General features: G+C 67.2%; 7 protein-coding genes and 3 pseudogenes. 5 read left to right on the top strand and 5 right to left on the bottom strand.

Annotated elements, in window-relative coordinates; all coding sequences use genetic code 11:
• Window positions 1-97: 97 nt before the first annotated feature.
• Complete coding sequence (hspQ, locus tag ACSKB9_RS03030; RefSeq protein WP_021081543.1) at window positions 98-430, top strand: heat shock protein HspQ; 333 nt, start codon at window positions 98-100, stop codon at window positions 428-430.
• Window positions 431-477: 47 nt separating this feature from the next.
• Here the strand turns inward: hspQ and ACSKB9_RS03025 are convergent, their stop codons facing one another.
• Together ACSKB9_RS03025 and ACSKB9_RS03020 are read right to left on the bottom strand one after the other, a co-directional pair.
• Complete coding sequence (locus ACSKB9_RS03025) at window positions 478-1,752, bottom strand: MFS transporter (protein ID WP_438071595.1); 1,275 nt, start codon at window positions 1,750-1,752, stop codon at window positions 478-480.
• A 339-nt stretch (window positions 1,753-2,091) separates the two neighbouring features.
• Complete coding sequence (locus tag ACSKB9_RS03020) at window positions 2,092-2,922, bottom strand: invasion associated locus B family protein (protein ID WP_028340693.1); 831 nt, start codon at window positions 2,920-2,922, stop codon at window positions 2,092-2,094.
• A 385-nt stretch (window positions 2,923-3,307) separates the two neighbouring features.
• Between ACSKB9_RS03020 and ACSKB9_RS03015 the strand changes: the two are divergent.
• The 3 genes and pseudogenes from ACSKB9_RS03015 to ACSKB9_RS03005 all read left to right on the top strand — a co-directional run bounded on the left by ACSKB9_RS03015 (window position 3,308) and on the right by ACSKB9_RS03005 (window position 7,956).
• Window positions 3,308-5,042, top strand: a pseudogene (locus ACSKB9_RS03015) (extracellular solute-binding protein).
• Between the two features lie 28 nt (window positions 5,043-5,070).
• Window positions 5,071-6,623 (top strand): annotated as a pseudogene (locus ACSKB9_RS03010) (AMP-binding protein).
• 106 nt (window positions 6,624-6,729) lie between these two features.
• A complete protein-coding gene (locus tag ACSKB9_RS03005; protein ID WP_438071593.1) occupies window positions 6,730-7,956 on the top strand; it encodes a GGDEF domain-containing protein in 1,227 nt (408 codons plus the stop codon).
• A 129-nt stretch (window positions 7,957-8,085) separates the two neighbouring features.
• Here the strand turns inward: ACSKB9_RS03005 and mfd are convergent, their stop codons facing one another.
• Window positions 8,086-11,604 (bottom strand): transcription-repair coupling factor, encoded by a 3,519-nt coding sequence (mfd, locus tag ACSKB9_RS03000; RefSeq protein WP_438071591.1) that lies wholly within the window; start codon window positions 11,602-11,604, stop codon window positions 8,086-8,088.
• Complete coding sequence (locus tag ACSKB9_RS02995) at window positions 11,601-11,891, bottom strand: succinate dehydrogenase assembly factor 2 (RefSeq protein ID WP_438071589.1); 291 nt, start codon at window positions 11,889-11,891, stop codon at window positions 11,601-11,603. The genes mfd and ACSKB9_RS02995 overlap by 4 nt, the downstream gene beginning before the upstream one ends.
• Before the next feature lie 249 nt (window positions 11,892-12,140).
• On the opposite strand from ACSKB9_RS02995, the pseudogene recG reads away from it, so the two are divergent.
• A pseudogene (gene recG, locus ACSKB9_RS02990) lies at window positions 12,141-14,248 on the top strand (ATP-dependent DNA helicase RecG).
• A 221-nt stretch (window positions 14,249-14,469) separates the two neighbouring features.
• Here recG and ACSKB9_RS02985 read toward each other — a convergent pair.
• On the bottom strand, window positions 14,470-15,267 hold the full coding sequence (locus ACSKB9_RS02985; protein WP_438071587.1) for a DUF502 domain-containing protein: 798 nt from the start codon (window positions 15,265-15,267) through the stop codon (window positions 14,470-14,472).
• Window positions 15,268-15,272: the final 5 nt, after the last annotated feature.

The following is a 15,272-nucleotide window of genomic DNA, read 5'->3' as shown; positions in this document are numbered from 1 at the left end:
TTTCGGGTTGTTTTTGCAGGGCTGGAATCGGTAAACCGTGGGTCAATTCGGACCTTAGCCCCTAGCATCGGCCACAATGTTGGTCTATCGACGAGCCATGATCAAAGCGCGCACCGCCAAGTTTCAGATCGGGCAGATCGTCCGTCACCGGGTGTTCTCCTTCCGGGGCGTGATTTTTGATATCGACCCGGAGTTCAACAACACCGAGGAATGGTGGCTGTCGATCCCCGAGGACATGCGGCCGCACAAGGACCAGCCGTTCTACCACCTGCTCGCGGAGAACTCGGAAACCGAGTACGTCGCCTATGTCTCGGAGCAGAACCTCTTGCCCGACGAGTCCGGCGAGCCGATCCGGCATTCGCAGGTGGCGGAGATCTTCATCAAGGACAAATCGGGCGGCTACCGTCCGCGCAATCCGTCGCTGAACTGAGATTCGGCGGCCGTCCGGCGAATGCCGCGGCGTTCGAACTGCCACGCTCACACCCCCTCGCGCTTGGCCAAGACAACCGCGATCGCCCAGACGGCAAAGCCCGCCAGCGCCAGCCCCGCGCCGACGAGGCCGGTCGACGTCCAGCCATAGCCGGCTGCGACCGCCATTCCGCCGAGCCACGGACCCAGCGCATTGGCGACGTTGAAGGCGGAGTGGTTGAGCGCCGCGGCGAGGCTCTGCGCCTCGCCCGCGACGTCCATCAGGCGGGTCTGCAGCACGGTGGCGAGCGCCCCGCCCAGCCCGATCAGGAACACGTCGGCGGTCAGCGTCCAGAAATTTCCGGCCGCCAGCGGATAGAGCGCGAGCGTCGCCGCCGACCACAGCAGGAGCCCGCCTGCGGTTGCCATCAGCGCGCGGTCGGCGAAGCGCGGCACGATGATGTTGCCGGCGGTGAGGCCGGCGCCGAACACGCATAGCGTAACCGGCACCAGCGCGGGCGAGGTGTGGGTCACCGCCAGCATGGTCGAGGCCAGATAGGTGTAGACCGAGAACAGCCCGCCGAAACCGATGGCACCGATCGCCAGCGTCAGCCAGACATGCTTGCGGCCGAGCGCCGACAGTTCACGCAGCGGGCTCGCGTTGCTGCTCGCGGCATCACGCGGGGCGAAGGTCAGGACCAGGACCGCGGTCAAGAGCGCGAGGCCGGCGACGATCGCGAAGGCCCAGCGCCAGCCGATTGCCTGCCCGACCCCGTTGGCGAGCGGAACGCCGATCGTCGTCGCGATGGTGAGCCCCAGCAGCACGCGGCCGACGGCCACCGTGCGCCTGTCCGTCGGGACCAGCGAGGCCGCGACCAGCATGGCGATGCCGAAATAGGCGCCGTGCGGCAGCCCCGCCAGGAAGCGCAGCGCCAGCATGGTGTAATAATCGGGCGCGAGCCCCGAAAGGCCGTTCATCAGCGCGAAGAAGCCCATCAGCGCGATCAACAGCGTCCGCCGCGTCATGCGCGCCGACAGCACCGCGATGACAGGCGCCCCGACGACGACGCCGAGCGCGTAGGCGCTGATCGCGTGGCCAGCCTGGGGCTCGCTGATGTGCATGTCGTGGGCGAAGAATGGCAACAGGCTCATGGTCGCAAATTCGGCGATGCCGATCGCAAAGCCGCCCATCGCCAGCGCGAGATGGACGATACCGGGATGAAACGTTCCGGGGACGTTGTCCTGGCTGACGCGAACGCCGGCATCGACCGAAGCACCGCCGGTCGGCTGCTCCCGAGGCCGGGAGCGCGGTTCCCGCCGCTGCGTGCTGACTTGCTGGGACATCGCGCGACTTCCATGACTGCAAACGGCGGCCAGGATTCGCGGAAGAACCACGCGCGCATTCGCGCATCGAAGGCGCTGTTCGCGCTTTCGTCTGGCCTCCCGTATCGGATTTATGATTGTGCTTCGACGCCGGACTTGTCCGGACCAGGCACCAACGATGCGCGCTCATTGCGCGACGCAATCGAAGCACCCTGCGGCGACCATCGCACACGATCTGCGCGATCACCAGCGCAGCAGGCCGCCAGCAGCCAGTCTGTTTCGCATGACAAAAAAGGCGCCCTTCCGGGCGCCTTCTGATCGCGATGATCTCGCGTTTTCTTGAACGCGTGATTGAAGTGTTTACTTGGCCGCCGGGTTGGCCGGCGCCGGAGCCTGCGCAGAGCCACCGCCCGCGCCTTCCAGCTTCTTGCGCTGCTCTTCGGCGCGCTTCTGCAACTCTTCCTGCAGCTTCTTCGAGTTTTCCTCGAACACCTTCGGATCGGTCGGCGGGCCGTCATAGGCCTTGGCGAATTCGGTGTTGAGCGGCAGCGGCAGCGTCAGCGGCGCGCCGTTGGAATTGATCGCCTGGACCACGAGGTTCTGGCCCTTCTTCATGTTGGCGATCAGTTCAGGCGTTGCTTCATAGTCGGACATGCAGCCGTTCTGGAAGCAGATCACATAGGGCGCCTGCTGCGGCGGGTTGCCGTCGACGATGATGCGGGTGCCGTGCACGAGCTGCATGCCGAGCGGCAGCGTGACGCGCAGGATCTTCTTCGGCTCGCCTTCCGGCTCGATGATAACGGCGGCGATCACCGGCTGGCCGGACTCGATGCGGCCGTCCTTGCCGGTGAAGCAGACCTGCTTGGCGTTGGCTTCCTGGCCCTTCAGGCAGAACTTGGTCCAGGGGGCATAGATCAGCTGGATCTGCTGATCCTGCGCTGGCGGCTGGGCGGCCGCAGCGGGCGGCTGGCCGGCGGCCGGTGCTTGGGCGGGCGCCTGGGCTGCCGGAGCCTTCGGAGCTGCCTTGGGTGCCGCCTTGGGCGCAGCCTTCGGTGCCGCAGGCGCCGGCGCTGCCGGCTGCTGGGCCCGAGCGGCAGGAACCAGGAGCGCTGCAGAGAATGCCGTCGCCGCCATCAGGGCAACAATTCGCCCATGCGGCCGGACCGGGGCGGCCAAGATACGGAAATTCATTGCGGAAAACCCTTTCTGAACGGAAGCCCGAAACCGCTGCAGGCGCCGACACATAGCCGTTTGGGCGGCTGTCTCCTAGTCAATTGAGGCGGATACGTGACAGGCGTTCCCGCCTTCGAATTGCACGCCTTCAATACAGCGGCGCGCGGAAAGATCAATGCCGACAAGCGGATTTGCGCCCATCTCGCGGCGAGTTTCAGCGGCCTGTGATAAACCTCCGGACGTGACGTTTCGCGAATCAAATCCGGCGCCTCACGCACGTGTTCCGGGGCACACTTGGCGCGCCGCATGGGCCGCCATCTGGCTGGTCTTGGGATTCACGGTCTTGGGATTCCTGACGAGCGGGCTGGTCCCTGCGGCCGCCGCCGAGAGCCACGCGATCGCGATGCATGGCGCCCCCGCGCTGCCACCCGACTTCATCCACCTGCCCTACGCAAATCCCGACGCTCCCAAGGGCGGCCGCCTGGTCCAGGGCGTGATCGGCACCTTCGACAGCCTCAATCCCCTGATCATCAGGGGCGTCCCCGTGCAGCAAGTTCAGGGGCTACGGCTATGAGCGCGGTTATGTCTACGAAAGCCTGATGGCGCGGGGCAATAACGAGCCGTTCACGCTGTACGGCCTGCTCGCGCGCAGCGTCGAGACCGACGACGCCAGAAGCTACGTGACGTTCCACATCGATCCCCGCGCCCGCTTCTCGGATGGCCGGCCGGTACTGGCCGACGACGTGCTGTTCTCGCTGGCGCTGCTGCGCGACCATGGCCGTCCGATGCACCGCCAGTATTATTCGAAAGTCGCAAAGGCCGAGGCACTCGACCCGCTCACGGTCCGGTTCGATTTCGGCGGCGTGGCGGATCGCGAATTGCCGCTGATCCTCGGCCTGATGCCGATCCTGCCGCGGCACGCTATCGACCCCGAAAAGTTCGAGGAAACCACCTTGGCGCCGCCGATCGGGTCCGGCCCCTACCGCGTGACGGCAGTCAAGCCCGGCGCCAGCGTGACCTTCACGCGGGATCCCAATTATTGGGGCCGCGATCTGCCCATCAACCGCGGCCTCTGGAACTTCGACGAGATCAGGCTCGATTACTACCGCGAGGCCAACGGCATGTTCGAGGCCTTCAAGCGCGGCCTGTATGATTTCCGGACCGAGACCGAGCCGTTGCGCTGGCACGACGGCTATGACTTCCCGGCGGCGCGCAACGGCGAGGTGATCCGCGACACCATCAAGATCGGCACGCCGCGGCCGTCCGAATTCCTGGTTTTCAACAGCCGGCGGCCGAAATTCGCCGACCTGCGGGTGCGTCAGGCACTGGCGATGCTGTTCGATTTCGAATGGGTCAACCGCAACTATTATTTCGGACTGTTTTCGCGGGCTGGCGGTTTCTTCGCCGGATCGGATCTGTCCGCCTATGGCCGCCCCGCCGACGATCGCGAGCTCGAGCTGCTCAAGCCATATCTGTCGCACATCCAGCCCGATATCCTCGACGGCCGCTATCGACTGCCGGTCACCGACGGGTCGGGGCGCGACCGCGGCCTCCTGCGCAGTGCGCTCGCGCTGCTCGCCGAGGCGGGCTACGCGCTCGACGGCACGGTCTTGAAGCAGCGCTCGACAGGGACGCCGCTGCGCATCGAGATCCTGGTGACGACGCGCGAGCATGAGCGGATCGCCCTCGCCTATCAGCGTGACCTGAAGCGGGCCGGCATCGAAGCCGCGGTGCGGGTGGTCGACGCGGTGCAGTTCGAGCAGCGCCGGGTCGGCTATGACTTCGACATGATCCCCATCCGCTGGGACCAGTCGCTATCGCCAGGCAACGAGCAGTGGTTCTACTGGAGCAGCCAGGCCGCCGATGTGCCGGGCACCCGAAACTACATGGGCGCCAAGGATCCCGCCATCGACGCCATGATCGCGGCGCTGCTCGCGGCGCGCGAGCGGCCGGCCTTCGTCTCGGCGGTGCGGGCGCTGGACCGGGGCCTGATGTCGGGCTTCTACGCTATCCCCCTATTTAACTTGGGAGAGCAATGGATCGCGCGCTGGAATCGGATAGAACGGCCTTCGACCACGGCGTTGACGGGCTACCTGCCGGAAACCTGGTGGCAGAAGCCCGCCGCGCAGTCCAAGTGATTCCAAGTGATTTGCGACCCGATGCGGCATGATCTGGTCCGATCGAAGCGATGCAACCGACGTTGAACCTGTGAACCAGTCGATCACCTCGCCAACGCTCGATACCTTGTTCAAGCGCACTTTGGCGCGGCAACCCGAGGCGCTGGCGCTGGTCGACCCGCTCAACAAGCAGCGCATCACCGGACAGACCCGCAAGCGCCTGACCTATGCCCAGGCCGACCGCGCGATCTCGGCGATCGCCGCCCACTTCGTGCAGAGCGGATTGCCGGCCAACACGGTGATCGCCATGCAGCTGCCCGGCACGGTCGAATTCGCCTTGACCGTCCTTGCCGCGCATCGGGTCGGCCTGGTGGTGGTGCCGCTGCCGCTGCTGTGGCGGCAGGCCGAGCTGACGTCCGTGCTCAACCGCACCGCGGCGCGGGCGATCGTCAGCTGCGGCCGGATCGACGGCGTCTCCTATGCCGACATCGCCATGAACGCCGCGGCGGAAGCGTTCTCGATCCGCCATGTCTGCGGCTTCGGGACCGATCTGCCCGAAGGCATGGCCTCGCTCGACCAGGCGATCCTGAGGACTCCCGGGCCTCGCGCCCGATGATCCAGGACGGCCGCAAGCCGGCGCTGATCTCCTTCGACGTCACCAGCGAAGGTCTTCGTCCGGTGCCGCGGGCGCATTTCGGCCTGATCGCCGGCGGGCTCGCGATGTCGCTGGAGAGCGATCTGCCGCAAGGCGCCACCATCATGTCGGCGTTCGCGCCGATGTCGTTCGCGGGCATCTGCGCGTCGCTGGTGACCTGGCTGCTGTCGGGCGGAACGCTGGTGCTGCACCACCCGTTCGACGAGGACGCGTTCGAGACCCAGTTCAACGATCACACCTGCAACACGCTGATCGCGCCGGCGCAGCTCGCACTGCGGCTCGACGAGCGCGGCCTGTCGGAGCGCCTGCCCAGCCTGCGCACGGTGATTGGCCTCTGGCGTACGCCCGAGCAGGTTGCCTCCAGCGCGCACTGGAGCTCGCGGCGGGTGACCATGACCGACGTCTATCTGTTCGGCGAGGCCGGGCTGTTCGGCGCCCGCCGCACCGCCGAGGACGGATCGCCGGCCGTGATCAAGCCGGGGCCGCACAGTGCGCCGCGCGAAGCGCCCGGCGCATCGGTCGCCGGCGAGATCCTGCTGACGCCGAAGGGCACGCTCGGCCTACGCGGCCCGATGGTGCCGGTCGCCGCCTATGCGCCGCCGCCTCCGCCCGGCGACAGCCTGATCGCGCCGCCGCCGCGCGATTTCGTCGACACCGAATATGCCGCGCGGGTCGATCGCGCGACCGGGGCCATCAACATCACCGCGCCGCCGTCGGGGGTGATGACGGTCGGCGGCTACCGCTTCCTCGCCCAGGAGCTGCAGGAGTGGTCGCGCCGCCTCGGCCAGGGCGCGCTGCTCACCGCATTGCCGGACCGTCTCAGCGGCCACCGGCTGGCCGGACGGGCACAGGACAATGCGCGCGCCCGCGACGCCCTCACAGAACTTGGGCTTAACCCCTTGATGGTCGAAGCATTTCGCGACCGTGGCGGCGCCGGGTTGAGTTAAAATCTTATCATTGTGTTAGTCTTATCATTGTGTTGACGCCGCATTAAGCCATGCGAACTAGCATCGCAGCCGTTGCTGATCTTAAGCATTGGTTTCGAGCGTTCGAATGTCCCAACAAGGTCCGGTCCTCATCGTATCGGCGTCGACAAAGCCGTCGTTTGCCGCAGTCCTCGATGAGACGAAACTCTTCCCGGTCGTGGTCACCGACTGGAACGAGGTCGGACGGGCCATCGAGCAGGTCAAGCCGGCCGCGATCATCGCGGCCGCCGAGGGGGTCGACTTCGTCACCCTGTCGGGCCTCGCCAAGCGCGCCGCCGCCCGTGCGCCGTATCTGCCGCTGATCGCGGTCGATCCCGCGGCCACCCTGCCCGACACCGTGATCGCATTCTTCCAGAGCAAGGGTCTGCCGGATCGGCTGGTCGCCCGGCTCAACGCGTCCTTACGCGTTCGCGCGCTGCATTCTACCGTGATGCGCCGCCTGGTGCCGCCGGCACCGATCGCTCTGTCTGACATCGATCCGATCGGAGAGGCCACCGCGCTGTTGATCGGCCGCGGCGGCGCCTACCCGACGCTGTCGGTCGCGCTCGGCGAACGCGCCGGCGTGGTCGGCGCACTGAGCATCGAGGCCGCCGCCAAGCATCTCTCGAGCCGCGACATCGACGGCATCGTGCTGGCGGAAGGCTTCACGCCGCGGGTGATGGATGCGTTCCTGACCGTGCTGACCGAGGATGTCCGCTTCCGCCCGTTGCCGGTGATCGTCGCCTCGGGCGAGTTGACGCCGCGATACGAGCTGCCCAATCTCGAGATCGTCACGGCCGGGCCGACCCGCATCGCCGACATGGCGCTGCCGATGATCCGCCAGCACGCCTTCGAGGCGCGGCTCGGCCGCATGCTGAAGGCGATCGACGCCAAGGGCCTGATCGATGCCCGCACCGGCCTGCTCACCAAGGCCGCGTTCGAGCGCGACTTCGCGACCGCCGTCTACCAGACCGCCGAGCGCGGCGGCGCGCTCTCGGTGGCACGCTTCACCTTCGACAATACGCAGCCGCGCGCGCAGTTCGACGGCGCGCGGATCATCAGCCGGCTGATGCGCCGGGCCGATTTCGGCGCGGTGCATGACGACCGCTCGCTGGTCGTGGCATTCGCCGGCACCGACCTGCGCAACGCGCAGGCGATCACGCGGCGTCTGGCGAGTGTGATGCGCCACACCCAGAACGGCCGCCGCGATGCCCGCTCCGAGCCCGCCGTCAGCGTCGCAACGCTGATGCCGGGCGATTCCGCACTGTCGCTGCTGGGGCGGCTGTTCGGAGCGCCGGAGCGCGCTGCGTCGTAAGGCAGAGCGCCCGCACCACATCGTCATTGCGAGGAACGAAGCGACGAAGCAATCCATGCATCCGCGCGTGCCGCGACGTGGATTGCTTCGCTTCGCTCGCAATGACGGCGTTGATGGTCTGACAAAGCCCTACGCCGCCTTCTTGCTCTCGGCGAGATTGGCGAGCTGGCGCAGGATCTCGGTGGTGCCGGCGAGCCGCTCTTCCGGCGTATCCCACTCCTGGAAGAACACCACCTTCATGTCGGGCCGCACCTTGGCGGCCTGGCCGTGCTGGCGGATGAAGCCCACCAGCCGCTCCGGATGGGCAAAACTGTTGTCGCGGAATGCGATCACGGCGCCCTTCGGGCCGGCATCGACCTTCCCGACATTGGCCCTTCGGCAATAGGCCTTGATCGCCGCGACCTTGAACAGATAGCGCACCTCGTCCGGCAGCACGCCGAAGCGGTCGCGCATCTCGGCGGCGAAGGCGTCGATGTCCTCGTCGGTGTCGAGATCGGCGAGCCGGCGATACAGCGACAGCCGCACGCTGAGGTCGTTGACATAGTCCTCGGGGATCAGGACCGGCATGCCGATCGTGATCTGCGGCGACCAGCGGTCGGCGGCCGGCTCGGCGACGCCGGCCTTGAGGTTGACGATCGCCTCCTCCAGCATCGACTGGTACAGCTCGAAGCCGACTTCCTTGATGTGGCCGGATTGCTCTTCGCCGAGCAGATTGCCGGCGCCGCGGATGTCGAGGTCGTGCGAGGCGAGCTGGAAGCCGGCCCCCAGCGTCTCCAGCGACTGCAGAACCTTGAGCCGCCGCTCCGCCTGCGCCGTGATCTTCTGCTGCGCCGGCAGCGTGAACAGCGCATAGGCGCGCAGCTTGGAGCGGCCGACGCGGCCGCGCAGCTGGTAGAGCTGCGCGAGGCCGAACATGTCGGCGCGGTGCACGATCAGCGTGTTGGCGTTCGGGATGTCGAGACCGGACTCGACGATCGTGGTCGACAGCAGGATGTTGTACTTGCCGTCGTAGAACGCGGACATGATGTCCTCGATCACGGTCGGCGGCATCTGGCCGTGGGCGACCGCGACCTTCATCTCCGGCACGTTCTTGTCGAGGAAATCCTTGACGCCGGCGAGGTCCTCGATCCGCGGCACGACGTAGAACGCCTGCCCGCCGCGGTAGCGCTCGCGCAGCAGCGCCTCGCGGATCATCAGGGGATCGTGCGGCGCGACGAAGGTGCGCACTGCCAGGCGATCGACCGGCGGCGAGGCAATGATCGAGAGCTCGCGGACGCCGGTCAATGCCAGCTGCAGCGTGCGCGGGATCGGGGTTGCCGACAGCGTCAGCACATGGACCTGGGCACGCAGCTGCTTCAGCCGTTCCTTGTGGCTGACGCCGAAATGCTGCTCCTCGTCGACGATCAACAGGCCGAGATCCCTAAACTTGATGGTCTTGCCGAGCAGCGCATGGGTGCCGACGACGATGTCGACGTTGCCGTCGGTGAGTTCCTTCTTGACCTGGCTCAACTCCTTGGTCGACACCAACCGCGACGCCTGCGCGACATTGACCGGGAAACCTTTGAAGCGCTCGGTGAAGGTCCGCGAGTGCTGACGCGCCAGCAGCGTGGTCGGCACCACCACCGCGACCTGCCTGCCCTCGAGCGCCACGGCGAACGCCGCGCGCAGCGCGACCTCGGTCTTGCCGAAGCCGACGTCGCCGCAGATCAGCCGGTCCATCGGGCGGCCGATCTCGAGGTCCTTCAAGGTCGAGGTGATGGCGCCGAGCTGATCCTCGGTCTCCTCGTACGGGAAGCGCGCGCAGAACTCGTCATAGACATGCGGCTGCAGCGGGAATTTCGGCGCCTCGTGCAGCTGCCGCTCGGCCGCGATCTTGATCAACTCGCCCGCGATCTCGCGGATCCGGTTCTTGAGCTTGGCCTTCCGCGCCTGCCAGCCGCCGCCGCCGAGCCGGTCGAGCTCGACATTGGCGCTGTCGGAGCCATAGCGCGACAGCAGCTCGATGTTCTCGACCGGCAGGAACAGTTTTGTTTCCGCGGCATAATGCAGCTCGAGACAGTCATGCGGCGCGCCGGAGACTTCGAGCGTCTGCAGCCCGACGAAGCGGCCGATGCCGTGCTCGACGTGGACAACGAGATCGCCGGTCGCAAGGCTCGTCACCTCCGAGATGAAATTGTCGAGCTTGCGGCTCGCCTTGCGCGGCCGCACCAGGCGGTCGCCGAGAATGTCCTGCTCGCTGATGACGGCGAACTCGTCGGTCTCGAAGCCGGATTCCATGCCGAGCACCGCCAGCATGGTTTCGTTGCGCGGCGTCGCCTGCACGATCCGCCAGGTGTTGACGCTGGTCGTGTTCAGGAGCTTGTGGTCGCGCAGCATCGCGCCCATGCGGTCGCGCGAGCCCTCGCTCCACAGCGCGATCACCACCTTCTTGCGCTGCGACTGCAGCGCGCCGACATGGCCGACCACGGCCTCGAACACGTTGACGTTGGTGTCGGCGCGTTCGGGGGCGAAATTGCGGCCCTGCCGCGCGCCGGCGTCGAATACGTCGGGCGTGCCTTCGGGCACGGCGAACGGCGTCAGCCGCGCCAGCGGCGCATCGCCGAGCAGCTTGGTCCATTCGGTCTCGGTCAGATAGAGCTGGTCCGGCGGCAGCGGCTTGTAGATCGCGCCGCTAACCGGATGCTCCAGCGCCTCGCGCCGCGCGTCATAGTAGTCGACGATCTGCGAGAAGCGCTCGCGCGCAGCGTCCTCGCCCTGCGGCTCGATCGCGACCGTCGCGCCGTCGAGATAATCGAACAGCGTGTCCATCCGCTCCTGGAACAGCGGCAGCCAGTGTTCCATGCCGGGGTGACGCCGTCCTTCCGAGACGGCCTCATAGAGCTGATCGTCGCGCTCCGGCGCGCCGAACGCGGCGACATAGCCCATGCGGAAGCGCCGGATGGTCTCGGTCGTGAGCTGGAATTCCGACACCGGCACGAGATCGAGCCCGCGCATGTCGAGTAGCGTGCGCTGGGTCTCGGCATCGAAGGTGCGGATCGATTCCAGGCTGTCGCCGAAGAAGTCGAAGCGCACCGGCTGGTCGAGGCCGGCCGGAAACAGATCGAGGATGCCGCCGCGCACGGCATATTCGCCGGGCTCGCGCACCGTGGACGAGCGGGTGTAGCCATTGTGCTCGAGCCAGGCCACGACCGAATCCATCGGCACCACATTGCCGGGCGCAACCGACAGCGCCTGCGCTGCGACCTGATCGCGCGCCGGGACCCGCTGCACGGCCGCATTCACCGTGGTGAGCACAATCAGCGGCTTGTCGCTGCCGACCAGCCGCGACAACTTTGCCAGCGCTGTGAGCCGTTGCGCCAAAATGCCGGCATGCGGCGAGACGCGGTCATAGGGCTGGCAGTCCCAGGCCGGAACCTGCATCACGGCGATATCGGGCGCAAAGAACTCCAGCGCGCGGGCGAGCTGCTGCATCCGCGCGCCGTCGCGGCACACCACGGCAAGGCTCACCGCCGGACGCTTCGGCTGCGCCGCGATCGCGCGCGCCAGATCGGAGATGACGAGCCCTTCGGCGCCCTCGGCGACGTTGGCGATGGTCAGCACCCGGCCGGGCGCGAGCATCGCGGCCGGTGATTTCATCGGCTGTTTCATGCGCTGGGATCCGCGACCCGGAACGCCTTGATGCGGGCAAACAGCGCGGTGGCATACTCGGCCGGCAGCACCTTGTCGCCGGTCAGCGCCGCATAGAGGTCGGGATCCGGGACCTCGATCAGATGCTCGAGCTCGCCGAGCTCGCGGTCGGACAGTTCGCCAATGGTTGCGTCGGCGAAGCGGCCGAGGATCAGGTCCATCTCCCGGGTGCCGCGGTGCCAGCAGCGAAACAAAAGCCGCTTGCGGCGGTCATCGAGCCCGCTGCTCGATCGTGTCGATCCCGTCATGTCCCAAAATCCATCCAACGCCAAAAGCCCGGACGTGCCGGGCGGGCTTGATATAGCCATGGCGATGGCCGATGTCAGCCCTCATTCGCCGCGTTTTGGGGTTTCCCTGGGCGCATGCCGTCACCGGGCTTGCGCGTCCGTCGGAGCCTTTGCCGTCGACGGGACCCGGCCGACATCAGCTCCAAAAAAAGACGTGGATGCCCGGCACAAGGCCGGGCATGACGGTGTGAAACGGTCTTGGATTTGTCGATGCGCCCAGCCCTGCTCAATCCGCTGTTTGCCCAGGTCACGACCCTGCAAGGGGTCGGCCCGAAGCAGGACAAGCTGCTGCGCTATCTGCTCGACCGCAGCGAGACGCCGCGGCTGGTCGACCTGCTGCTGCATCTGCCGGCGAGCGTGATCGACCGCCGCGCCCGGCCGAAGATCCGCGACGCCGCGGTCGGAACCATGGTGACGCTCGAGGTCACCGTCGACCGCCATCGCCCGCCGCCGCCGCGCAATTCGCGCGCGCCCTACCTCGTCTATGCCAGCGACGACACCGGCGACGTCGTGCTGACCTTCTTCCGCGCCCAGCCCGGCTATGTCGAGAAGCTGCTGCCGGTCGGCGAGAAGCGCTACGTCTCCGGCACGCTGGCGATGTATGACGGCATCCCGCAGATCGTGCATCCCGATCGCGTCGTCGATGAAGCGGGCTTTGCAAAACTGTCCGGCATCGATCCGGTCTATCCGCTGACCGAGGGGCTTGCGATCGGCTCGCTCCGCCGCGCCATCGCGCAGGCGCTGACCAGGCTGCCCGAGCTGCCGGAGTGGATCAGCCCCGCGGTGCTGCGCCGCTGCAACTTCCCGCCGATCAGGGGGCGCTGACCCGCGTCCATGTGCCGGTCGAGCTGACCGACATCCTGCCCGACGGTCCGTTCTGGTCACGACTCGCATTCGACGAACTGCTGGCCGGCCAGCTCGCGCTCGCCCTGATCCGCGCCACGCTGCGCCGCCCCGCTGGTGTTCGCAACGCCGGCGATGGTCATCTGCGCCGGAAGATCATCGATGCCCTGCCCTATGCGCTGACCAGGTCGCAGCAAGAGGCGGTCGCGGCAATCATCGCGGACCTGCAGCAGCCGGTGCGGATGCTGCGCCTCGTGCAGGGCGATGTCGGTTCCGGCAAGACCGTGGTGGCGCTGCTGGCGGCCGCCGCGGTTGCGGAAGCCGGCAAGCAGGCCGCGCTGATGGCGCCGACCGAAATCCTGGCCCGCCAGCACATCAAGACCATCGCGCCGCTTGCCGAGAGCGCCGGCCTACGGGTTGCGATCCTCACCGGCCGCGAGAAAGGCAAGGAACGCCGCGAACTGCTGGCACGGCTCGAGGCCGGCGAGATCGATCTGTTGGTCGGCACCCACGCGCTGATCCAGGACGACGTGATCTACAAGGCGCTGGCGCTCGCCGTGGTCGACGAGCAGCATCGCTTCGGCGTCCGCGAGCGCCTCGCGCTGACTTCCAAGGGCGAGGCCGTCGACGTGCTGGTGCTGAGCGCCACGCCCATTCCGCGCACGCTGGTGCTCACATATTTCGGCGACATGGACGTCTCGGAGCTGCGCGAGAAGCCCGCCGGCCGCCAGCCGATCGACACCCGCGCGGTGCCGATGAGCCGGATCGAGGACGTGATGGACGGCGTCGGCCGCGCGCTCGGCGCCGGCAAGCTGGTCTACTGGATCTGCCCGCTGGTCGATGAATCCGAGGCCGAGGGCACCGAGCATCTCACCAACGCGACCGAGCGTTTCGACAGCTTGCAGAAGCGGTTCGGCGATCGCGTCGGCCTCGTGCACGGGCAGATGAAGGGCGCCGAGAAGGATCGCGTGATGGCGCAATTCGCCGCGCACGAGATCGGCCTCCTGGTCGCGACCACGGTGGTCGAGGTCGGCGTCGATGTGCCCGCGGCGACCATCATGGTGATCGAGAACGCCGAACGTTTCGGGCTTGCGCAGCTGCATCAATTGCGCGGGCGCATTGGCCGCGGCTCGGAGGCCTCGACCTGCCTGCTGCTCTACAAGGAGCCGCTCGGCGAGATGTCGAAGGCGCGGTTGAAAGTGATCCGCGAGACGACGGATGGATTCCGGATCGCCGAGGAGGATCTGAAGCTGCGCGGCGAAGGCGATGTGCTCGGCATCCGCCAGAGCGGCCTGCCCGGCTACCGCATCGCGCGCTCCGAAGTGCACGGCCAGCTCATCACCCAGGCCCGCGACGAGGCGCTGCGGATCATGAAGGACAACCCGAAGCTGAAGGGCGAACGCGGCGAAGCGCTGCGCGTCCTGCTCTACCTCTACGAACGCGACGAAGCCGTGCCGCTGATCGGCGCGGGGTGATTCAGCGCGACACACGCCGCCGTCCATCCCGTCATCCTGAGGAGCGCCAACGGGTCCGCGCAAAGCGCGGCCCGATGACAGGCTCCGCGCGTCTCGAAGGATCGACGGCCACCAGCGGGGCCGATTCATCCTTCGAGACGCGCGCAAGAGCGCGCTCCTCAGGATGACGGTGCGATAGCGCGATGGTACAGCTAGACACGCCGCATAGGCGCGCCGGCCCGCTACTCTACCTTTGCCGGCGCGGGCTCAGTTGCCGGCTGCAGCGAGGCCTGGCTCGCCGAAGCCTGGCTGGCGATACGCGCGGCGTTGGCCATGCCGGCGAGCGCCGCGGCGCGCTTCTGATCATTGGCGCCGGGCTGCACCACGCCGGCCGACATGATCAGCGTCGCGGCATCCTCGGTGCTCATCTCGATCTCGATGATCTTGCTCTTCGGCACATAGAAGAAGAAGCCGGTGGTCGGGTTCGGTGCGCACGGCAGGAACACCGAAATATGCTCCTCCTCGCCGGGCAGGCTGGCCGCGAGCTCGGCGTTCGGCGCCTGCGAGATCAGCACGATCGACCACATCCCCGGTGACGGAAACTCGACCAGGCCGACGCGGCGGAAGCTCGAGCCGTTGCCCGAGAACAGCGTCTCGAACACCTGCTTCAGGCCGCGATAGATCGCGCGCACCGCAGGGATCCGCCCGAGCAGCCGCTCGCCGAGATCGACCAGGGTCCGGCCGATCAGGTTGGCGGTGAGGAAGCCGAGCAGCGTCAGCGCGATGACCGCGACGATCAGGCCGGAACCCGGCAGCCCGAACGGCAGATAGGTTTCCGGCCGATAGGCTGTCGGCACGAACGGCCGCACCAGATTGTCGACCCAGTTCACGAACCACCAGGTCAGGTACAAGGTGATCGCAACCGGCCCGGCCACCACCAGGCCGGTCAGGAAATAGGTGCGGAAACGCGCCATCAGCCCGCGCGGGTGGTCCGGATGCAATTCGCCAGACGGGTCAGGAGGCACTTGATCGGAGGTCATTGCGG

Source organism: Bradyrhizobium sp. BR 1433 (genome assembly GCF_051547665.1).
Lineage (GTDB): Bacteria > Pseudomonadota > Alphaproteobacteria > Rhizobiales > Xanthobacteraceae > Bradyrhizobium > Bradyrhizobium australafricanum.
The sequence above is the reverse complement of the archived record's forward strand: the minus strand, read 5'-3'. Positions and strand labels throughout refer to the sequence as shown.

What these genes read in the sequence shown, in the direction of transcription:
- hspQ (WP_021081543.1), top strand. Translation starts at nt 98, where the DNA reads ATGATCAAAGCGCGCACCGCCAAGTTTCAGATCGGGCAGATCGTCCGT.
- ACSKB9_RS03025 (WP_438071595.1), bottom strand. Translation starts at nt 1,752, where the DNA reads ATGTCCCAGCAAGTCAGCACGCAGCGGCGGGAACCGCGCTCCCGGCCT.
- ACSKB9_RS03020 (WP_028340693.1), bottom strand. Translation starts at nt 2,922, where the DNA reads ATGAATTTCCGTATCTTGGCCGCCCCGGTCCGGCCGCATGGGCGAATT.
- ACSKB9_RS03005 (WP_438071593.1), top strand. Translation starts at nt 6,730, where the DNA reads ATGTCCCAACAAGGTCCGGTCCTCATCGTATCGGCGTCGACAAAGCCG.
- mfd (WP_438071591.1), bottom strand. Translation starts at nt 11,604, where the DNA reads ATGAAACAGCCGATGAAATCACCGGCCGCGATGCTCGCGCCCGGCCGG.
- ACSKB9_RS02995 (WP_438071589.1), bottom strand. Translation starts at nt 11,891, where the DNA reads ATGACGGGATCGACACGATCGAGCAGCGGGCTCGATGACCGCCGCAAG.
- ACSKB9_RS02985 (WP_438071587.1), bottom strand. Translation starts at nt 15,267, where the DNA reads ATGACCTCCGATCAAGTGCCTCCTGACCCGTCTGGCGAATTGCATCCG.